At 67.8% G+C, this 20536-nt stretch carries 18 protein-coding genes; 9 read left to right on the top strand and 9 right to left on the bottom strand.

Features of this window, described 5'->3' with window-relative positions:
- Window positions 1–133 precede the first annotated feature (133 nt).
- Window positions 134–583, top strand: coding sequence for an Lrp/AsnC family transcriptional regulator (locus SB816_RS22560; protein ID WP_006388620.1), 450 nt, complete (start codon window positions 134–136; stop codon window positions 581–583).
- Between the two features lie 540 nt (window positions 584–1123).
- Here the strand turns inward: SB816_RS22560 and SB816_RS22555 are convergent.
- Window positions 1124–2104 carry a Bug family tripartite tricarboxylate transporter substrate binding protein gene (locus SB816_RS22555; RefSeq protein WP_054503426.1) on the bottom strand — a complete coding sequence of 327 codons (981 nt, stop codon included), beginning with the start codon at window positions 2102–2104 and terminating at the stop codon, window positions 1124–1126.
- A gap of 151 nt (window positions 2105–2255) precedes the next feature.
- Window positions 2256–3107, bottom strand: a complete 852-nt coding sequence (locus SB816_RS22550) for an alpha/beta hydrolase (RefSeq protein WP_410547574.1) — start codon at window positions 3105–3107, stop codon at window positions 2256–2258.
- 74 nt (window positions 3108–3181) lie between these two features.
- Here SB816_RS22550 and SB816_RS22545 point away from each other — a divergent pair, with 74 nt between their 5' ends.
- The 3 genes from SB816_RS22545 (at window position 3182) to SB816_RS22535 (ending at window position 6094) form a co-directional block, all read left to right on the top strand.
- A complete protein-coding gene (locus tag SB816_RS22545) occupies window positions 3182–4081 on the top strand; it encodes a LysR family transcriptional regulator (RefSeq protein WP_049071150.1) in 900 nt (299 codons plus the stop codon).
- Between the two features lie 189 nt (window positions 4082–4270).
- Window positions 4271–4777, top strand: a complete 507-nt coding sequence (locus SB816_RS22540) for a hypothetical protein (protein ID WP_049071152.1) — start codon at window positions 4271–4273, stop codon at window positions 4775–4777.
- A gap of 123 nt (window positions 4778–4900) precedes the next feature.
- Window positions 4901–6094: an MFS transporter gene (locus tag SB816_RS22535; protein ID WP_410547573.1), complete on the top strand. Its 1194-nt coding sequence runs from the start codon at window positions 4901–4903 to the stop codon at window positions 6092–6094.
- 105 nt (window positions 6095–6199) lie between these two features.
- Here the strand turns inward: SB816_RS22535 and gltX are convergent, their stop codons facing one another.
- Window positions 6200–7606, bottom strand: a complete 1407-nt coding sequence (gene gltX / locus SB816_RS22530) for a glutamate--tRNA ligase (RefSeq protein WP_410547572.1) — start codon at window positions 7604–7606, stop codon at window positions 6200–6202.
- A 120-nt stretch (window positions 7607–7726) separates the two neighbouring features.
- Here gltX and SB816_RS22525 point away from each other — a divergent pair, with 120 nt between their 5' ends.
- Complete coding sequence (locus SB816_RS22525) at window positions 7727–10168, top strand: GNAT family N-acetyltransferase (protein ID WP_026383211.1); 2442 nt, start codon at window positions 7727–7729, stop codon at window positions 10166–10168.
- Between the two features lie 47 nt (window positions 10169–10215).
- Here the strand turns inward: SB816_RS22525 and SB816_RS22520 are convergent, their stop codons facing one another.
- From SB816_RS22520 to yjgA, 6 genes are all read right to left on the bottom strand, one after another.
- Window positions 10216–10908: an isochorismatase family cysteine hydrolase gene (locus SB816_RS22520; protein ID WP_049071161.1), complete on the bottom strand. Its 693-nt coding sequence runs from the start codon at window positions 10906–10908 to the stop codon at window positions 10216–10218.
- A gap of 9 nt (window positions 10909–10917) precedes the next feature.
- Window positions 10918–11754 carry an ABC transporter permease gene (locus tag SB816_RS22515; RefSeq protein WP_064526257.1) on the bottom strand — a complete coding sequence of 279 codons (837 nt, stop codon included), beginning with the start codon at window positions 11752–11754 and terminating at the stop codon, window positions 10918–10920.
- 3 nt (window positions 11755–11757) lie between these two features.
- Complete coding sequence (locus tag SB816_RS22510) at window positions 11758–12570, bottom strand: ABC transporter ATP-binding protein (RefSeq protein ID WP_006388630.1); 813 nt, start codon at window positions 12568–12570, stop codon at window positions 11758–11760.
- Complete coding sequence (locus tag SB816_RS22505; protein ID WP_054503433.1) at window positions 12570–13574, bottom strand: ABC transporter substrate-binding protein; 1005 nt, start codon at window positions 13572–13574, stop codon at window positions 12570–12572. Before SB816_RS22505 ends, SB816_RS22510 begins: the two co-directional genes overlap by 1 nt.
- A gap of 311 nt (window positions 13575–13885) precedes the next feature.
- A complete protein-coding gene (locus tag SB816_RS22500; protein ID WP_006388632.1) occupies window positions 13886–14563 on the bottom strand; it encodes an alpha/beta hydrolase in 678 nt (225 codons plus the stop codon).
- Window positions 14564–14578: 15 nt separating this feature from the next.
- Complete coding sequence (gene yjgA, locus SB816_RS22495; protein WP_020925259.1) at window positions 14579–15127, bottom strand: ribosome biogenesis factor YjgA; 549 nt, start codon at window positions 15125–15127, stop codon at window positions 14579–14581.
- 58 nt (window positions 15128–15185) lie between these two features.
- Here yjgA and pmbA point away from each other — a divergent pair, with 58 nt between their 5' ends.
- The 4 genes from pmbA to SB816_RS22475 all read left to right on the top strand — a co-directional run bounded on the left by pmbA (window position 15186) and on the right by SB816_RS22475 (window position 20535).
- On the top strand, window positions 15186–16550 hold the full coding sequence (gene pmbA / locus SB816_RS22490; RefSeq protein ID WP_410547571.1) for a metalloprotease PmbA: 1365 nt from the start codon (window positions 15186–15188) through the stop codon (window positions 16548–16550).
- 164 nt (window positions 16551–16714) lie between these two features.
- Window positions 16715–17992 carry a twin-arginine translocation signal domain-containing protein gene (locus SB816_RS22485; protein WP_144656964.1) on the top strand — a complete coding sequence of 426 codons (1278 nt, stop codon included), beginning with the start codon at window positions 16715–16717 and terminating at the stop codon, window positions 17990–17992.
- Window positions 17993–18249: 257 nt separating this feature from the next.
- Window positions 18250–19404 carry an ABC transporter substrate-binding protein gene (locus SB816_RS22480; RefSeq protein WP_049071171.1) on the top strand — a complete coding sequence of 385 codons (1155 nt, stop codon included), beginning with the start codon at window positions 18250–18252 and terminating at the stop codon, window positions 19402–19404.
- A 249-nt stretch (window positions 19405–19653) separates the two neighbouring features.
- Window positions 19654–20535: a branched-chain amino acid ABC transporter permease gene (locus SB816_RS22475; RefSeq protein ID WP_006388637.1), complete on the top strand. Its 882-nt coding sequence runs from the start codon at window positions 19654–19656 to the stop codon at window positions 20533–20535.
- Window position 20536 lies beyond the last annotated feature (1 nt).

Genomic DNA, 20536 nt, shown 5'->3' with positions numbered 1-20536 from the left:
ATGCTCCTGTAGTCGGCACCATGATAGGTTCGCGAGGCATCGGGTTTATTGCGTTTTCGGATCGTGCTATCCCTATAATTCGCAATGAATATTTCGTATTTGCGGAATTTCGACCCAAACAGGAGACAAAACGATGGACAAGACCGATATCGGCATCCTCAAGGCCTTGCAGGAGGATGGCCGGGCCTCGGCGCAGCAGCTTTCGGACAAGGTGGGGCTATCGGCGGCGCCGGTGTGGCGGCGGGTGAAGGCGCTGGAGGCCAGCGGCGTGATCCAGGGCTACAGCGCGCAGGTGGATCGCAGCAAGGTGGGGCTGGGTTGCATGTTTGCGCAGATCAGCCTGGAGCGGCATTCGGCGAATACGGTGGAGAACTTCGAGCGGTCGGTGCGGGATGCGCCGGAGATTCTCGAATGCTATGCGGTGACGGGGGATTCGGATTTTCTGCTCAAGATTCTTGTGGAGAGTCCGGAGGCTTATGACCGGTTCTTGCATCGGTTCTTGTTCAATATGCCTGGGATTCGGCAGACGCGGACGATTGTGGCGTTGCGGGAGATCAAGCATGAGTTGAAGTTGCCTTTGTAGGGGGGCTTCTTTATTTGCTTGCGGGGGGTGGGGTTCTTTAGTCGCGGGAGCCGGGGCAGGCGGGGGATGGCGGGGCTACGATTGCGGTCCGGAGCCTTCGCTCCGGACTGCCCCTTCCTCATCTTCGTCACAGCCTTCGGCTGTTCCTTCAGATTCCGTCGGGCGCATCTACACGCCCCGCCATCCCCCGCCTGCCCCGGCTCCCGCTTTTGATGAGACTTAACGGCCGGGCTTTGGGGCGGGTTGTGTGCTTGGCGTTTTTGCCGTCAATCTGGGGGAAGGGAGGGTCTTGCGGGGTCGCCAAAAAGCGGCCGCGCGGGCGGCCTTTTTTGGCATTTGGGTGTCTTGCGTCGAGGCGAGGACGCTGCGCGCTGCTGGAGAGGGGTGTTGCTCGGGGGCAATGGCGCGGCGCGATCTTGATGGGAGGGGCTGGTGAATCCTGCGTCATCGCGCTTGATTCGATGGGCGCAATCTTTTGATGGTCTCTATATTGCGACGCCCTCTATATATAGAGGGCGTTTCTTTATTTGCTGTGGGCGGTTACTGCGGCTGGATGCCGGAGATCTTGATCCATTCCTTCCAGCGGGCGGTGTCTTCCTTGACGAAGGTGTCGAAGCGGGCGGTGTCCATGGCTTCGGGGGTCAGGCCGAGGGCGCGGAGTTTGTCGGCGGTGGCGGGATCGTTGACGGCGGCCTGGGTGGCGGCGTTCATCCTGGCGACGATGTCGGGCGGGGTGCCGGCGGGGGCGGAGATGCCGAGCCAGCCGGCGACGACGAAGTCGGGAAAGTAGGTCGACATGGTGGGGACGTCGGGCCAGGCGGGGTGGCGCTGGGCGGCGGTGACGGCGAGGGGGGCGAGGCCCTTGCCGTCGATCTGGCCCATGGCGGTCAGGTAATCGACGAAGGCGAAGCCGATCTGCTTGCCGCGCAGGTCGGTGATGATCTGGGTGATGTTCTTGTAGCCGGCGGCGCCGATGTTGATGCCGGCGCGTTGCTTGAACAGTTCGGACGGCACTTGCGAGGACGAGCTGTAGTAGCCGAAGAAGACTTCGCCGGGATGCTTCTTGGCGTAGTCGACCAGCTCGGGCACGGTGCGATAGGGGCTGTCGGGGGCGACGATGCCGACGGTGCCGAAGGTGCCGAGCATGCCGATCTGCACGAAGTCCTTTTGCGCGTCGTAGGGCAGGCGCTTGTAGAGGAACTGGTTGGCGGCGTGGGTGGAGTTGGTGGACAAGAGGAAGGTGTAGCCGTCGCCGGCGGCGTTCTTGGCGGCATTGGTGCCGACGATGCCGCCGGCGCCGGGGCGGTCCTCGACGATGACGGTCTGGCCGGTCTGCTTGCCCAGGAACTGGGCGAAGGTGCGGGCGGTGAGGTCGGCGGCGCCGCCGGCGGCGGATGGCACGATCAGCGTGATGGGTTTCTCGGGCCAGCCGGCGGCGTGCGTGGTGGCGGCCAGCAGCAGGCTGGCGGCGGCGAGCGCAGGGCGCAGGAAGGCGCGGGGCGCGAAGGCGGTGAGGGTCATGCTTGTCTCCTGGGGCGGCGCTGGCGCCGTCATGTTCTATGGCTTGCGGTGTGCTTCATGGCTCGCTGGACGCGGGCCGGGTGGATCTGTCTGGCGGTCGTAGGCGGATGTCGATGGTTGAGGATGTATCGGGCGTCAGGGGCGTCGCGGGTCAGCCGAACTGTTGGCGATACCAGCCGAGGATCGCGTCCGCGCTGGCCTGCCATGCGTCGCCGTACATCATGCAATGGGGCTGTCCGGCGAGGACGGCATGGGAAAAGCCGAACAGTCGCGCGATGGCGTGGTCCTGGCCGGGCGGATGGCGGTCGTGGGTATCCAGGCCGGCCTCCAGGCACAGGCCGGGGGCGGTAATGGCGGCGGGATCGACGGGCACGCGCAGCAGGTAGCGGTCGTTGAGCACGCGCGGGCTTTCGGGATTCAGGCGTTGGGTGACGGCGCTGACGTCGCGCGTCGGCGAGGTGGCCAGGAAGCGGGCGCGGATCTCGCTGGCGGCGGGCGCGGCGCGCACGGCGTCGGCGGGCACCGGCGGCAGGCCCAGCGCGCCGGGCAGGTTGGCGGGCGGCGAGGGCGCCATCAGCACCACGCCGGCGACGGCGCGCTGGCTGGCGGCCAGCAGCGCGGGCAGGGCGCCCATGCTGTGGCCCACCACGACGATGGGCGCGTCCAGCAGGTCGAGCGCGCTGACGACGTCGGCGGCCAGGTCGGCGATGCCCGTGTCGAGGAAGCCGGGCGGCTGCGGCAAGGGGCCGTGACCGCGCAGGTCGATGGCTGCGCAGGCCAGGCCGGCTCGGGCGAAATAGTCCAGGTAGTGCGCGTAGCACCAGGCGCCGTGATAGGCGCCGGGCACGAGCAGCAGGCCGGGCCTGCCGTTGGGCGCGGCGGCGGTCAGCAGCCGGCCCTGGCCGGCAGCGCGGGCGGGCAGCCGGTCGGCGAGGCTGAAGTCGAGCGGATCGACGGCCTGGGCGCGGGCGGGGGAGAGAGTCGCGGTAGTCATTGCGGCCATGTTAAGTGCCGCCCTATGATGAGAAAATTTTATTTTTCCTATGATTTGATAAGTTCATCAAATCAGGTGTCCCGATGCCCGCCTTGCCCGAACTTTCCATTGCGCACTACCGCCACTTCCTGCTGGTGGCCGAATTGCGCAGCTTCCGCGCCGCCGCCGCGCGCGCGTTCCGCTCGCAGCCGGCGCTGTCGCTGTCGATCCGCGAAATGGAGCAGCGCCTGGGCCAGCCGCTGTTCGAGCGCGGCAATGGCAACGCGCTGACTCGGTTCGGCCAGGACTGCCTGCCGCTGGCGCGCGAACTGGTTGAGCACCACGACCGCGTGGCCGGGACGCTGGCGGGGCTGGCCAGCAACGAGGCCGGCACCCTGACCATGGCCTCGGTGGCGACGGTTGCGACCCATTGGCTGCCCGAACTGGTGGCGACCTACCGCGAGCGCTACCCGGCGGTGGCGCTGCGCCTGTTCGACGACAACTCCGAAGGCGTTGAGCGCATGGTGCTGGCGGGCGAGGTCGAGCTGGGGGTGTGCAGCCCGGTGCTGCGCGACCGGCGGCTGGCGTTCGAGCCGCTGCTGCGCGATGCCTTCGGACTGGTCTGCCATCGCGGCCATCCCCTGGCGGGGCGCAAGTCCGTGACCTGGCGCGAGATCGCGGGGCTGCCACTGGTGGGCACGGTGGCGCACCGGCAATTGGCGGACTATCCGCAGGCCGCCTTCATGATGGAGCGTCAGGTGTTCGTGTCCAACATGATGTCGCTGCTGGCGATGCTGGAGCGCGGCGTGGGCGTGACGGTGCTGGCGCGGCTGGGGGTGCCGCCGGATTCTCCCGGTCTGGTTTTCGTGCCGCTGGCGCGGCCGCGTATCGAGCGCGAACTGGGCATCACGCGGTTGGCCGGCCGCAGCCTGTCGCCGGCCGCGGCGCGCATGGAGGAAATGCTGCGCGCCAAGGCCGCGCGCGGCGCCCGCAGTGTCGCTTGAAACCAACGCATTTTTGCGCGTTGAGCCCTTAAAACACGGGGTTTCCGGCAAGGACTGTTGCGCAATTGCACACGCCGCCGATCGTCGTTGATTCTTCACCTGCGCATCTTTAGAGTGCGTGATGTTTGCTGCGCGCGGGGCGTGCCGGTTTGAGCGGCGCGGCGCGTCGACAGACGTGTTGAGGAATTCATGAGCAGTGTGTATTTGCGTTCGGCGGGCGTGGCCTGCGCCCTCCTGATCCTGGCCGGCTGCGCCGCCAGGAAACCCGCCTCCATTACCGAGGCCCAGCCGGAAGCGGCGCCCAAGCCGGTGGCATGCGTGCCCGCCAAGAGCGGCGATCCCATGGTCGGCACCTGGTATTCGAATTCCAAGCCGAAAGGCGTCAGCGGCGATTTCCAGGCCCTGACGGTGCTGTATGCCGATGGCCGCATGGCCTATGAAACCCAGTTGAAGATCGGCCGCAAGACGCGTCCGGCGCTGCGCGAGACCGGTTGCTGGAGCGTGGTGGACGGCGTCTACACGATGCAGACCACGCAATCGAACGGCGAGATCGTCGACGCCGCCGATCCGATTTACATCAACCGCTACCGTGTCGAGAAGGTCGAGCAGGCCAAGCTGACGCTGCGCGAGCTCAAGAGCGGCGGCCAGATCGTGACCGCGCGCCGCATGCCGCAGGGCTATCGCCTGCCGTATTGATCCCTGGGGTGGCCGGCGATTCCGCGTTCCGTTGCGCGGACGGAATCCGGGCGCCGGCGTCGCCAAGCGGGCGCGGCTGCGGTAAGGTGCGGACTTCGTCCTCCATTGCGCCGCCGGCCCTCCATGCCCGCCCTGTCATCCGAAGCGCGCGCCATCGCGCTGCTTGCCCTGGCCGCCTTCGTCAGCGCCAGCGCCTTCCGTATCTGTGATCCCATGCTGCCCCAACTGGCGGCCGAATTCGGCGCCAGCACCGGCCAGGCCGCGCGCGCCGTCACCGCCTTCGCGGTGGCCTACGGCGTGCTGCAGATGTTCTTCGGACCGGTCGGCGACCGCTACGGCAAATACCGCGTCGTCAGCGTGGCGACGTTCGCCTGCGCACTGGGCAGCGCCGGCGCTTTCCTGGCCGAGACGCTGGACGTGCTGGTGTTCTGCCGCGCCCTGTCGGGGGCGGCGGGCGCCGGCATCGTGCCGCTGTCGATGGCCTGGATCGGCGACACCGTTCCCTATGAGCGTCGCCAGGCGACGCTGGCGCGCTTTCTGACCGGCACCATCCTGGGCATGGCGGCCGGGCAGTTGGCCGGCGGCCTGTTCGCCGATACCCTCGGTTGGCGCTGGGCCTTCGCGGCGCTGGTGGGCGGCTACCTGGTGGTGGGCACGCTGCTGCATCGGGAAGTGCGGCGCCAGCGCGCGCTGGGACTGGGCGTGGTCGATCCGAACGCGCCGCGCCAGGGGTTCGTGGCACAGGCGCGGCTGGTGCTGGGCACGCCATGGGCGCGCGTGGTGCTGGCCACGGTGTTCATCGAGGGCCTGCTGGTGTTCGGCGCCCTGGCGTTCGCGCCGTCCTACCTGCATGAGCGCTTCGACATCTCGCTGACGGCGGCCGGCGCGCTGGTGGCGGTGTACGCGGTGGGCGGGCTGCTCTATACGGTGGTGGCGGGCCGCATCCTCAAGCGCCTGGGCGAACGCGGCCTGGCGGTGGCGGGCGGGCTGGTGCTGGGCGCGGCCTTCCTGTCGTACCTGCTGGGGCCGGTGTGGTTGTGGAGCCTGCTGGCCAGCGTGCTGGCGGGCTTCGGCTATTACCTGCTGCACGCGACACTGCAGACCAACGCCACCCAGATGGTGCCGTCGGCGCGCGGCACGGCGGTGGCCTGGTTCGCCTCCTGCCTGTTCATGGGCCAGGCGGCGGGCGTGGCGCTCGCCGGCTCGGTGGTGGACGAGGCCGGCGCGGCGGCGCTGTTCGGCGGTTCGGCGGTCCTGCTGCCGCTGCTGGGCGCGTTCTTCTCGCGGGCCTTGAAGGCGCGGCCCAAGGCCGTCTAGGATGCCCGCCGCCGCGCGGCGCCGGGACGGTAACCGGCCCATGAGGCGAAAAAAAAGCCCCGAACGGCCAGGCCGGACGGGGCTTTTTCGCGGAGGGAAGTCCGATCAGATGGCGGCCAGGCGCTTGAGCACGGTGTCCTTGCCCAGCAGGGCCAGCACCGCGTCCACCGCGGGCGTCTGGGTCTGGCCGGTGACGGCCACGCGCAGCGGGATCGCCAGTTGCGGCATCTTCAGGCCGCGCTCGGCCAGCACGGCCTTGATCAGCGCCGAGATGGCCTCGCGGGTCCAGTCGGCGCCCTGGGCGCGCTGGGCGAAATCGGCCAGCGCCTCGCGCGCGGCGGCGGTCAGGTGCTGCTCGACCAGTTCCGGCGAGGCCGGCTTGAACTCGCCGCAGAACAGCATGGCGCCGTCGGCCAGTTGTTCCAGGGTCTCGGCGCGGTCCTTGAGCAGGCCCATCACGCCCGGCAGGTCGATCTTTTCCGGATAGCCGCCGCGATGGGCGACGCGCGGCGCCACGCGTTCGGCCAGTTCGGCGTTGTCCATCTGCTTGATGTAGTGGGCGTTGACCCAGTTCAGCTTCTTCGGGTCCCACTGCGAGGCCGACTTGGACAGGTGGCGGGTGTCGAACCATTCCACCAGTTGGTCGCGGCTGAAGAGTTCGTCGTCGCCGTGGCTCCAGCCCAGGCGCGCCAGGTAGTTGATCATGGCCTCGGGCAGGTAGCCCTCGTTGTCGTACTCCATGACGTTGACCGCGCCGTGGCGCTTGGACAGCTTTTCGCCGTCCGGGCCGAGGATCATGGGCACGTGGCCGTATTCGGGCAGGGTGGCGCCCAGCGCGCGCAGGATGTTGATCTGGCGCGGAGTGTTGTTGACGTGGTCATCGCCGCGCAGCACGTGGGTGATGCCCATGTCCCAGTCGTCCACGACCACGCAGAAGTTGTAGGTGGGGGTGCCATCCGGGCGCGCGATGATCAGGTCGTCCAGCTCGGTGTTGTCGAAGCTGATGGGGCCCTTGACCATGTCGTTCCAGGCGGTGGCGCCGTCCTGGGGGTTCTTGAAGCGCACCACCGGCTTGCGGCCTGCGGGCACCGGCGGCAGGGTCTTGCCGGGCTCGGGGCGCCAGGTGCCGTCGTAGCGCGGCTTGTCGCCGCGGGCGCGGGCGGCCTCGCGCATGGCCTCGACTTCCTCGGGCGAGCTGTAGCAGTGGTAGGCGGTGCCGGCGGCCAGCATCTGCGCGACCACTTCACGGTAGCGGTCCATGCGCTGCATCTGGTAGAACGGGCCTTCGTCCGGCTGCATGCCGAGCCAGTCCATGCTGTCCAGGATGGCCTGCACCGCTTCCGGCGTGGAGCGTTCGACGTCCGTGTCTTCGATGCGCAGCACGAAGGTGCCCTTGTGGTGGCGCGCGAAGGCCCAGGAGAACAGCGCGGTGCGGGCGCCGCCCAGGTGCAGGAAGCCGGTGGGCGAAGGCGCGAAGCGGGTGCGAATGGGGGAGGAGGCGTTGGAGGTCATAGGTGGCAATGATAGCGGCTGCGGCGCCGCGAATGCGGCGTCGGACTGGCCCGGATCAAGCGGACGGCGGGGTTGTCTTGTTACGATGGACGCTATTTTAGATTAGTGCCTGTTCCCGCCATGCTGCGACACGCTCTTGCCCCGATGTTCGAACCCGGTTCGCTGGTGATCGTCGCCGATCGGCCGCTGCCGGCGGCGACGTCGCTGCCACCCGCGCTCAAGGCGAAAACCACGGTGGTGGCCTGCGACCCCGGCGCCGCGCCCGACCTGCCGGAGACGCTTCAGGGGCTGGCCGCTGGCGAGCGGCCCGATCTGGCCCTGGTTTGCGTTTCGCCCGCCGTGCTGCCCGAGACCCTGCGCCGGCTGTCCCCGCTGGCCCCACGCTCGGTCATCCTGTTGCCGCACGAGCTGCCCGACCCGTATCCGCGTGGCACCCTGGCGCTGTGCCGCGCCTGGGCCGAGGAAAACCGCTGCGAATTGCTGGGGCCGCGCTCGTTCGGCGCGCAGCGCCCGCATGCCGGCCTGAACCTGAGCCAGCATCCGGTGCTGGCGCGCGCCGGCCGCGTGGCGCTGCTGGCGCAGTCGCGCTCCATCATGGCCGCCGTCATGGACTGGGCCGAGGACGTGCATATCGGTTTTTCCACCGCCGTGTCGCTGGGCGACGAGGCGGTGGTGGGCCTGTCCAAGGTGCTGGACTACCTGGCCAGCGATCCTCGCACCGACAGCATCGTGCTGTACCTGGAAGACGTGGGCCCGGCGCGCGAATTCATGAGCACGCTGCGGGCCGCGGCCAGCGTCAAGCCGGTCATCGTGCTCAAGGCCGGCCGCGCCGATACCGACAGCGCCGACGCCATCTTCGACGCCGCCCTGCGGCGCGCCGGCGCGGTGCGGGTGCGCTACTTCGTGCAACTGTTCTCGGCGGTCAAGGTGCTGGGCTACACGCGCCGCCCCAAGGGCCGGCGCGTGGCGCTGATCTCCAACGGCAGCGGACCGCCCCAATTGGCCATGGACCTGATCGGCCCCGACGCGGCGGTGCTGCGCGCCGAGCTGGCGCCGGCCACGCAGCGCGCGCTGGCGGCGATGCTGGAGCCGGACGCGGCCAGCGCCAATCCCGTCATCACCTACGTGCCGCTGACGCCGGAACGCATCCGCGCCATCCTCGACGTGGTGCTGGATGACGCGGGCGTGGACGGCGTGCTGGTGCTGTTGGCGCCCGACGCGCTGGCCGACATGCCGGCGGTGGCGCGCGAGCTGGCGCAGATCGCGCCCAAGGCCAGAAAGCCCGTGGTCACCTGCTTCATGGGCGACGCCGGCATGCGGCCGTTGCGGCGCATGCTGGACGACGCCGGCACCTCGGCGTTCCGTACGCCCGAGTCCGCCGCCGACGCCTTCGGCGTGCTGGCCACGCATCATTACAACCAGCAGTTGCTGCTGCAGACCCAGCCGCCCGAGCCGGCCACCCACGTGCCCGACCTGGCCGCCGCGCGCGAAATCCTGGCGCGGGTGCGGGCCGATTGCCGGCGCGAGTTGAATACGTCCGAGGTCCGTGCGCTGCTGTCCCTGTTCTACGTGCCGCTGCGCGACATGCCGCTGGACGTGGCGGCGGCCGAGCCCGAATCCCGCCCCATGGCCATCCGGGTGCGGCGCGATCCGCAGTTCGGGCCGGTCATCCGCTTCGGCGCCGGCGGCCCGGACGCGGTGCTGTCGCAATCGGATCGCGGCATCGACCTGCCGCCGCTCAACGGCTTCCTGGCGCGCCAGATGATCGAGCGCAGCCGGCTGTGGCGCCGGGTGCTGGCGCCGCGCGTCGGCCACCTGGCCGCCGAGGCCTTGCAGCAGGCGCTGGTGCTGGTCTCGGAGATGGTGTCGGAGCTGCCGGACATCGAAACGCTCGACATCGATCCGCTGTATGCCGGCGAGACCCATCTGCGCGCGGGAGGCCTGCGCATGACGCTGGCCGAGAAGCCGGGTTGCGAGACGCCGCAGACCGCCGGCTATCCGCACATGGCGATTCACCCGTACCCGGCGCGCCTGGTGCAGGTGCGCCGTTTCGCCGATGGCATCCCGTGGGTGCTGCGGCCCATCCGCCCCGAGGACGGCCAGCCGCTGCAGGATTTCATCCGCGGCCTGTCGGAACGCTCGCGCTACATGCGATTCGTGTCGATGATGCGCGAGCTGACCCCGCGCATGGTGTCGCGCTACACCCAGGTGGACTACCACCGCGAGCTGGCGCTGGTGGCCGCCACCCAGGTGCCCAACCCGGCCAACCGCGGCCATCCGCACGAAGTGCTGGTCGGTTTTGCGCACTACCTGCGCAACCCCGACGGGCGCGGCGCGGAATACGCGCTGGTGATCGGCGACGACTGGCAGCGGCGCGGCCTGGGCCGCCAGTTGATGACCGCGCTGATCGACGCGGCGCGCGAGCAGGGGCTGGAATACATCGACGGCCTGGTGCTGTCGACCAACCGGCCGATGCTGGCGCTGATGACCAGCCTGGGCTTCACCAACGATCCGGATCCGGAAGACCCGACCATGCGGCGGGTCTGGCTCAACCTGCGCTGAGCGCCGCGGCCGGCGCGGGCCCGCGCCCGGCCGTGGCCATGCCGGCTTCAGGCCGTCTTGCGCGCGGCCTGGGCTGGCCGCAGCCGCGTCGCCACTTCATCCACCGACAGCACGTCGCCGAAGAACAGCAGCCAGCCATGCAGGGCGTTTTCGTGTTCGGCCGGCGTCACCGCGGCCAGCGCGTCGTCCACCATGATGGTGCGGAAGTCGCGCATCATGGCGTCGCGCGCCGTCGATTCGCAACAGACGTTGGTGACCGTGCCGGCGATCAGCAGCGTGTCCACGCCGCGTCCGCGCAGCAGCGGCTCCAGTTCCGACGAGCCCGTGGCCATGGCGCTGTAGAAGCGCTTGGTCACGCGCAGGTCGCTGTCGGCCGGCCGCAGGTCCGGATGCAGCGCGAAACCCGGCGCATCGCGGCGCAGGGTTTCCAGGCGCCGGGCGCTGCGCTCGGGCGTCAGCATCACGCCATGGTGGTGCGACCAGAAGGCGTCGGCGTTGTCGGACGCGGTCTGCACCCAGACCACCGTGCCGCCGGCCGCGCGCACCGCGTCGCACAGGCGGTTGACCGGCGCGATGATGTCGCGCGCCGCGGCGCATTCGCCCTGGTAGCCGGGCAGCGTGAAGTACTGCTGCATGTCGATCACCACCACCGCGGTGCGGGCGCCGGGCAGGCTGTCGTAGGGATGCAGGCAGCCCTGGCGGGCGATGACGCGGTCCTGCACCCATTGCGGAATCTGCATGGCGGTTCCTTATCCGTAGCGCCGCGCCACGGCGGCTTCGATGCGGTACACCACCAGGTACATGACGCTGGAGATCAGCGCCAGCATGGCGATGGCGGTCATGACGATGTTCAGCTTGAAGACCTGGCTGCCGTTCATGATGAGAAAGCCCAGGCCCGAGTCGGCCGACTGGAATTCGCCCACGATGACGCCCACCAGCGCCAGGCCGATGTTCATCTTCACCGCGGCGATCAGGGTCGGCACGCTGCCGGGCAGCACCACCTTGGTCAGCACCTGCCAGCGGCTGGCGCCGAAGGTGCGGGCCAGCTTGACCTTGTTCAGGTCGATGGCGCGAAAGCCCGCATACACCACCATGATGGTCACGAACACCGCGATCGCCACGGCCATGCCGTAGACCGCGTAGTCCGACCCCAGCCACAGGTAGAAGATCGGCACGAAGGCGATCTTGGGCATGGCGTTGGCCACCACCAGGAACGGATCGAGCACCTTGTACAGGAAGTCCGACCACCACAGCGCGGCGGCCACGATGATGCCGATCACCATGCTGAGCGTGAAGCCCACCAGCGTGGCCGACAGCGTGGTGGCGATGTGGTGCGCCAGGTTGCCCTGGCGCCACAGCTCCAGGAAGGTCGGCCACAGCGCGCTCGGATAGCTGGTCAGGAGCGGGTTCAGGATGTGCATGCGCGGCAGGATCTCCCAGGCGCACAGGAACACCACCAGCAGCAGCGCCTGGGCGATGCGGATGTTGCGGCGGCGGGCGCGGTCGCGCCGCAGGTAGTCCAGGTACTTCTGGCTGGGCGCGGGCACGGCGCGCAGCGGCACGGTGTTGGCGATCGGGGCGTTCACGGCTCAACCCTCCACATGGACGTCCAGCTCGTCCCAGAGCTGCTTGAAGTAGGCATTGAATTCCGGCCGGGAACGGGCCTGGAACGGCGTCGGCCGCGCGCCGTCGCCATAATGGATGCGGTACTGGCTCTTGAGCCGTCCGGGCCGGCGCGACAGCACGATGACGCGGTCGGTCATGGCGATGGCCTCGCCGATGTCGTGGGTCACCAGCACCACCGTCTTGCCTTCGCGCCGCAGGATGTCGACGACCTCGTCGGAGATCGCCAGCCGGGTCTGCGAATCGAGCGCCGAGAACGGTTCGTCCAGCAGGATCACGTCGGGCTCGGTCACCAGCGTGCGCGCCAGCGCCGCGCGCTGGCGCATGCCGCCCGACAACTGGCGCGGCGTATGCGACAGGAACGCGCCCAGCCCGCACTTTTCCAGCAGGTGCACGGCCCGGGCTTCGCTGCGCGCATCGCGCCGGCCCTGGATCTCGGCGCCCAGCATGACGTTGTCGAGAATGGTGCGCCACTCGAAAAGGTAGTCCTGCTGCAGCATGTAGCCGATGCGCGGATTGGGTTCGGTGACCGCCTGGCCGTCGATCATCACGGTGCCCGAGGTCGGCGCGTGCAGGCCGGCGATCAGCGACAGCAGCGTGCTCTTGCCACAGCCGCTCTGGCCGATCAGGCTGACGAATTCGCCCGGCGCCAGCGCGAACGACACCTGCGACAGCGCTTCGGTCTCGCCCTCCGGCGTGAAATAGCTCAGGCAGACATCGCGCAGTTCGATCTTGGCGGTGGCCGGGTCCGGCTTGAGGTTGTGGACGACGGCGCTCATCACGGCACCTTCCTGGCGAAGTCCGCCACCACCACGTCTTCATATTTGACGCGGGCGCCTTCCTTCATCACCGCGCTGGCGATCAGCATGTCCTGCAACCGGCTCATGGCCTCGGCCGTCACCAGCGGCGTGGTCTTCCAGATCTGGTACTGCTTGTAGCGCTCGATCGCGTCGGTCACCGCGGCCGCGTCCATGCCGGGGAAGTAGGTCATGATCTGCGGCGCCAGCGTGGCCGCCGGCGTGTCCTTGACGTATTTCTCTGCGCGCGCCACCACGTTGGTCCAGGCCTGTATCACCTTGGGGTTGTCGCGGATGTACTTGTCGGTGGCGGTGAAGACCGTGTAGTCCACCTGGCCGACCTCATGGCCGACCGAGGCCACGATGTAGCCCTTGCCGTTGCGCACCAGTTCGCCGGCCTCGGGCTCCAGGAAGATGCCGTATTCGCCCTGGCCCGCCATCCAGGCGCCGGCGCGCGCCGGGATGCCGATGTTGTTGAGCAGCTTGACGTCCTTCTGCGGATCGAGGCCGTGCTTGCGCAGCGCGGTCTCCAGGAACACGATGGGGTTCGACCCGGGCCGGAAGCCGATCACCTCCTTGCCCTTGAGCATGCTCCAGTCGAATTTCTCGACCGGCTTGCGCGCCAGCAGGAAGAAGCCGTCGGTGGCGGTCAGGCCGGCGAAGATCTTCGGCTTGACCGGCGATTCGCTGTTCTGCACGTAGATCGAGGCTTCGGGGCCGATCAGCACGATGTCGGCGCTGCCCGAGAGCAGGGCGGTCATGCCCTTGTCGGTGCCCTGCGAGGTCTTCATGGACACGTCCAGCCCGGCGTCCTTGAAATAGCCCTGCGACAGGGCAACGTACTTGGGCACGTAGAGGATGGAGCGGACCACCTCTTCGTAGCGTACCTTTACCGGGGGATTGAGGGCTTCGCCGTGGCTGGCGAAAGGGGCGAGGACGGCGGCAAGCAGCGCCGCCGCCAGGCGAGGCAATGGCAAGGGCTTCACGGGACTTTCTCCTGCGTCTATATGCCTCGCCGAAACCCGGCGCGGCACGGCCAATGGGATGGATCGACTGCAACAACAGGGAAGCCCGAGGCGATTGCGATCGGGCCAATACGGCTTGGATTGAATACTATATTCAACAATCGCGAGCGACAAGCGTTTTGGTATTGGCGTTTTTCTCTATGGACGAGCGAAGTCGCGCCCCGGAAAATTCGAGGCTGGAATACCACTTGGTATACAAAGCAGGGAATCCCCGTGCGAACGGCCCGGCGAATCCGGGCCTCGGGGGAAGGCGGCGCCGCGCGCCGCCCGCGTTACACCAGCACCTGGTTCAGAAAGCGCGAGATGTCCGCCACTTCCTCGGCGCAGACCGAGTGCGGCATGGGGTAGGTGTGCCAGCGCACGTCGTAGCCCAGGCGCTCCAGCTCGGCCCGCGAGGCCTCCGCGCGCGGCAGCGATACCACCGGGTCATACAGGCCGTGGGCCAGGAAGATCGGGGTGCGCTGGTTGGCCGGGGCGCGCTCGGCCTCGGCGCTGTCCAGCAGCGGCAGATAGCCCGACAGGCCCATCATGCCGGCCAGCTTGTCCTGCAGCCGCAGGCCCGTGTGCAGCGTCATGGCGCAGCCCTGCGAGAAGCCCGCCAGCACGATGTTCGAGGTCGGGATGCCGCGCGCGTTCTCGCGCGCGATCAGCTTGTGGATCGCGGCTTCCGAGGCGCGGATGCCCTTGGCGTCTTCCACCCGCACCAGGTCCATCACCAGGATGTCGTACCAGGAGCGCATCGCCATGCCATTGTTGATGGTGACGCGTTGCACGGGAGCGTTGGGAAAGACGAAGCGCACGCCCAGGCCGGCCGGCAGGTCCAGCTCCGGCACGATGGGCGCGAAGTCGTTGCCGTCGGCGCCCAGGCCGTGCAGCCAGATCACGGCGTGCGTGGGATTGGAGGCGGTTTCGATCTCGATGCAGTCGAGCAGGTCGGTGGGGGCGTTCATGGACGGCGGGCGCAATCAGTGGGTGAGGGTCTTGAGGGCCTGGAACAGGGCGCGATAGTGCTTCTTCTGCGGTTCCTGGCCTTGCAGCAGCACGGCGTTGGCTGCCTTCTCCTTGCGGGCGGCGCGGATCACCGCGCGTAGCTGCTGCACATCCGCCTGCGGATTGTCGTTCAGCAGCTTGGTCAGGGCGTCGTCGTCGTCGAGCAGCCGGTCGCGCAGGGTTTCCAGGCGGTGCATGGCCGCGGTTTCCTCGCGCGAGCCGTTTTCCCAGACATCGAGCTGGGCGCGGATCTCGTCGGCGGGGGCGTCGCGCATCAGCTTGCCCACGAAGTGGGTCTGGCGGCGCCGGCCTTCGCGGCTGGTGGTGCGCTGCGCCTCGCGGATCGCTTCGTAGAGGCGTTCGGCCAGGGGCAACTGCTTGAGGCGTTCGGGGGACAGTTCGATCAGTTGCTTGCCCAGGTCCAGCAGCGCGTGCATTTCACGCTTGACCTGGGACTTGCTGGGACGATCGTAGCCGTTCTCGTCGTAGCCGTCGGAGGATTCTTCTTCGATGTGGGAATTCATGGAAAACTGCGCAATGACAGACTTGGCTATGATAACCGTCTCTGCAAATTGGACAGCAATGGTCAAATCCTCCTCCTCCTTGCCGCTGGCGGCCAATCACGCCCGTTTTTCCGAACTCGTCGAGCAAACCCTGGCCTACGCGCGACAGATCGGCGCCTCGGATGCCGCGGCCGAAGTCTCCGAAAGCCTGGGCCTGTCGGTGTCGGTGCGCAAGAACGACATCGAGACCGTCGAACAGACCCGTGACCGCTCGCTTGACCTGACGGTCTACGCCGGCCAGAGCCGCGGCTCCGCCTCGACCTCCGACTTTTCCGAAGCCGCGCTGCGCCAGACGGTCGAAGCCGCCTGGCACATCGCCCGCCACACTGCCGCCGATCCGGCCGCCGGCCTGCCCGACGCCGACCAGTTGGCCACCGAATTCCCCGACCTCGACCTGCATCGCGGCTGGACGGTCTCCACCGAGGAAGCCGCCGAACTGGCCCTGCGCGCCGAGCGCGCCGCGCGCGAGGTCGATGCCCGCATCACCAATACCGACGGCGCCACGGTCGGCACTTACGAAGGCCAGTTCGTCATGGGCAACACCCGTGGCTTCCTGGGCGGCTATCCGTATTCGCGCCACAGCCTGTCGGTGGCGCCCATCGCCGGGCGCGGCAACGGCATGCAGCGCGACTACTGGTACACCTCCGAGCGCGACCCCGCCAAGCTGGCCACGCCCGAGGCCGTCGGCCGCTATGCCGCCGAGCGCACGCTGTCGCGCCTGTCGGCGCGCCGCATCCGCACCGGCAAGTTCCCGGTCCTGTTCGAGGCGCCGCTGGCGCTCGGCCTGGTCGGCGCCCTGACACAGGCCGCCAATGGCGGCGCGCTGTACCGCAAGGCCAGCTTCCTGCTCGACGCCCTGGGCAAGCCGATCTTCCCGGAACACATCAACCTGACCGAAGACCCGCACATCCGCGGCGCCATGGGCAGCTCGCCGTTTGACGACGAAGGCGTTCGCACCCGCAAGCGCAACGTGGTGTCGGCCGGCGTGCTGGAAGGCTACTTCCTGTCCTCCTACACCGCGCGCAAGCTCGGCATGCAGACCACCGGCAACGCGGGCGGTTCGCACAACCTGGTATTCAGTTCCACGCTGACGCGCCGGGGCGACGACTTCGAAGCCATGCTCAAGAAGATGGGCACGGGCTTCCTGGTCACCGAGCTGATCGGCCAGGGCGTGAACTACGTGACCGGCGACTACTCGCGCGGCGCATTCGGCTATTGGGTCGAGAACGGCCAGATCCAGCACGCGGTGCAGGAAGTCACCATCGCCGGCAACCTGTCGGACATGTTCCGCCAGATCGTCGCGGTGGGCGCGGACACCATCTCGCGCGGCACCAAGACCACCGGCTCGATCCTGATCGAGCAGATGGCGATCGCGGGCACCTGATCCCGGGTGCGAGCGCGGCCAGCGCCCGCCTGCGCGGGGCCTGGCCGGGCCACTCTTTGCAATCCTTGACCGCTCGGGAATTCCTCTAGCCGTCAGCGGCGATGGCACCGTGTAATATCCGGCGGGTATTGCTCAAACTGGTATCGCTGTAGAGGAGCAAAGAGATGCAACGACGTTCATTCTTGAAGCAGGCCGGCCTGGGCGCCGTGGCGGCGGGGGCGGCGGTCAGCGCTCCCGCCCTGGCGCAGGATTCCCCCTCGATCAGTTGGCGCCTGGCGTCGGGCTTCCCGGCCGCGCTGGACCTGCGCTTCGGCGCCGGCGAGATTTTCCGCAAGTTCGTCTCCGAGGCCACCGGCGGCAAGTTCAGCATCAAGCAACTGGCCGACGGCGAGATCGCGCCCGCGGTGGAGCTGATGGACGCGGTCGGCGCCGCCAAGGTCGAGTGCGCTCACGTCTCTTCGGGCATCTATTTCGCCAAAAACCCCGCCTTCTGCTTCGATTCGGCGGTGCCGTTCGGGCTCGACGCGGGCCAGATGAATGCCTGGATGCTCGAAGGCGACGGCTTGCGCCTGACGCGCGAACTGTTCAAGCCGCAGAAGATCCTCAACTTCCCCCTCGGCAACACCGGTTCGCAGATGGGCCTGTGGTCCAACCGCGAGATCAAGCGCGCCACCGACCTGAAAGACCTGACCATGCGCGTCGATGGCCTGGCGGCGCAGGTGCTGGCGCATCTGGGCGTGGTGCCGCAGCAGGCCGGAGCGGCCGCGCAGGCCGGCGACGGGAAGGGCGCCGAAGCCGCCAAACCCGCGGAGGGGGCCAAACCTGCGGAGGAGGCCAAGCCCGCCGAAGGGACCAAGCCCACCGAAGGGGCCAAGCCTGCCGAAGGGACGAAGCCTGCCGAAGGGACGAAGCCCGCCGATGGCGCCAAGCCCGCCGATGGCGCCAAGCCCGCCGAGGCCGCCGCCAAGACGGGGCCGGACGCCGTGGCCGGGGCCGGCGCCTACGACGATGGCAAGCTGGGCCTGAACAAGGCTGCCAGGTTCTACTACGGCCCCAGTTGGTGGGCCGCCAGCGAGCAGTTGTCTCTCTATATCAATGAAGAGGCCTGGGCCAAGCTGCCCAAGCACTACCAGGCGGTGGTCGAAGCCGCCGCCCTGGCCGCGCATGCGCGCACCACGGCGGCCTATGCCGCCCGCAATCCCGCCGCGCTGGCCCAACTGGTCGCGGCCGGCGCGCAGGTGCGCGCCTTGCCGCGCTCGGTCATGGACGCCGCGTTCGAGGCGTCCCTGCAGGTCTACAAGGACTTGAGCGAAAAAGACCCGAAGTTCAAGGCGATCCATGACAACTACATGGGTTTTCGCGATAGCGCGATGCCCTGGTTCCGCCTGACCCGCGGCGCCTACGACCAATACCTGGGCGTGGCGCTGTCGGCCCGCAGTTGATGGCAGGTCCGTGTGCCGAATGGCATTCGGTAGGAGGTGGGGTTTTCGCTGATAACCCCGTGTTTTTTACAAAAAAATGGGCGGTTTTACGCCTTTTGTTGAACGGCATTCGAGTTTCGGCCTGATACAAAGGAGTAATATCCCGGGTCTTGACGCGCAAACGTGACGCCTTCAGGCGCCATTGGACGTCAATCCGGCGGGAACATCCTGGCCTGGATAACCAACATTCCGAGACAGACTTTAAGGTGGTATCAACCATGCAATCCAAGACCAAGAAGCTGCTGGCCGCGCTGATCGCCGCCGGCATCGTCCCGGCTGCCCATGCGGCCGACCTCAAGCTGGGCGTGGCTGAAGCCCTGTCCGGCGGCGCCGCCCAGTACGGCGCGTCGATCCGCAACGGCTTCCAGCTCGCGGCCGACGAGATCAACGCCGCGGGCGGGATCAATGGCAACAAGATCGTGCTGGTGGTCGAGGACGAGCAGGGCAAGAAAGAAGAAGCCATCAACGTCTTCAAGAAGCTGATCTTCAAGGACAACGTCCTGATGGTGTTCGGCCCGACGCTGTCGAACTCGGCCCAGGCCGCCGACCCGATCGCCCAGGCCGCCAAGACGGTCGCCTTCGGCACCTCCAACACCGCCGACGGCATCACTTCCATCGGCAACTACGTGTTCCGCAACTCGGTCACCGAAGCCGACGTGCTGCCCGCCACCATCTCCACCGTCAAGGCCAAGACCGGCCTGAAGAACGTGGCCGTGCTGTACGGCAACGACGACGTCTTCACCAAGAGCGGCTACGACAACTTCAAGAAGGCCCTGGAAGACCAGAAGATCCCGGTCACCACGACCGAAACGTTCGCCAAGGGCGACGTCGACTTCAAGGCCCAACTGACCAAGATCAAGGGCACCAACCCCGACGCCATCGTGCTGTCGGCGCTGCTGGCCGAAGGCGCCCCGATCATGGTGCAGGCCCGCCAACTGGGCATCAACGTGCCCGTCATCGGCGGCAACGGCATGAACTCGGTCAAGATCTTCGACCTGGCCCCCGGCGGCGCGTCGAACAACCTGTGGATCGGCAGCCCGTGGTCGATCGAGAACAAGGCCCCCGAGAACGTCAAGTTCATCGACGCCTACAAGGCCAAGTTCAACGGCGCGCCCGACCAGTTCGCCGCGCAGTCGTACGACGCCATGTACATCGTCGCCCAGGCCCTGAAGAACACCAAGATCACCGGCGAACTGGCCAAGGACCGCGCCGCCTTGCGTGACGCGCTGCCCTCGGTGCAATGGACCGGCGCCACCGGCGCCTTCAAGTTCCGCCAGGCCACCGACCGCGCCGGCAAGCCCGCCGGCTACGACGCCGACCAGGCGCCGATCGTCAGCGTGACCAAGGACGGCAAGTACGTCATCGAGAAGTAAGCAATCCGCATCCCCGCGCGGGGGGATGCGCCTTGCGGACCGCGGCTGGCCGCGGTCCGCAAGGCGCTTTTTATCGTAGGACTCCCCAGGAATAGAACGGCTCTCTCAGGGCGGCAGGTCCACGCAATGCGCGGCGTGGAAGGCCTTACACAGGCCTGCCCCGGGTCCCGAAGCCGAGCCTGGCGAGCGGCAAGTCCACGCGGGGGGCGCGGCGTGGGGGCTCTTTTTTGATTTGGAATATGTCCCATCATGTTGGAACAACAATTCGTTAACGCCTTGTCGCTGGGCTGTGTGTACGCACTGTTCGCGCTGGGCTTCACGCTGGTATTCGGCGTGCTCGGGGTGATCAACCTCGCGCATGGCGCCGTCTTCATGGTGGGGGCCTACGCGGCGCTCTCCGTGGTGCAGCATTTCGGCCTGCCCCTGTGGGCGGCGCTGATGGTGGCATTTTTCGTCGCCGGCTTCACCGGGGTCATCATCGACTACCTGGTGCTCAAGCCGCTGCGCAAGCGTAATGCTCCCCACCTGATCCCCATGATCGCCACGATCGGCGTGGGCATCATCCTGAACAATGGCGCGCAAGGCATCTTCGGCGCCAGCAACCTGCGCTTCCCGCACGGCACCGTGCCCGAGGAAGTCATCGAGATCGCCGGCCTGCACCTGACCGTGATCGAACTTGGCATCATCTTCCTGTCGTTCGCGCTGATGGCCCTGCTGATGTTCGTGATGCGTCGCACGCAGTTCGGCCGCGCCCTGCGCGCCATTGCCGAATCGCCCAAGGCCGCCTGGCTGCTGGGCATCAACGTCGAAAAGCTCTTCATCACCACCTCGTTCGCCGCCGCCGCTTTGGGCGGTGTCGCGGGCGTGCTGATCGGCCTGTACTCGAACGCGCTGTTCCCGCTGATGGGCCAGCCGATGCTGCACAAGGGCATCGCGGTCATCATCCTGGGCGGCATGGGCGACATTCGTGGCGCCATGCTGGGCGGGCTGTTCCTGGGCTTCGCGGAAGTGCTGTCGGTGGCCTACATCGGCTCCACCATGCGCGACGCGGTGGCATTCGGCCTGCTGTTCCTGATCCTGCTGGTGCGCCCGCAAGGTCTGTTCGGCAAAGTGGTTCAACGCAAGGCTTGAG

This window comes from Achromobacter sp. SIMBA_011 (assembly GCF_046535435.1).
GTDB lineage: Bacteria > Pseudomonadota > Gammaproteobacteria > Burkholderiales > Burkholderiaceae_B > Achromobacter > Achromobacter dolens.
Note: the sequence above shows the minus strand (reverse complement) of the source record. Positions and strands in the feature narration are given on the sequence as shown.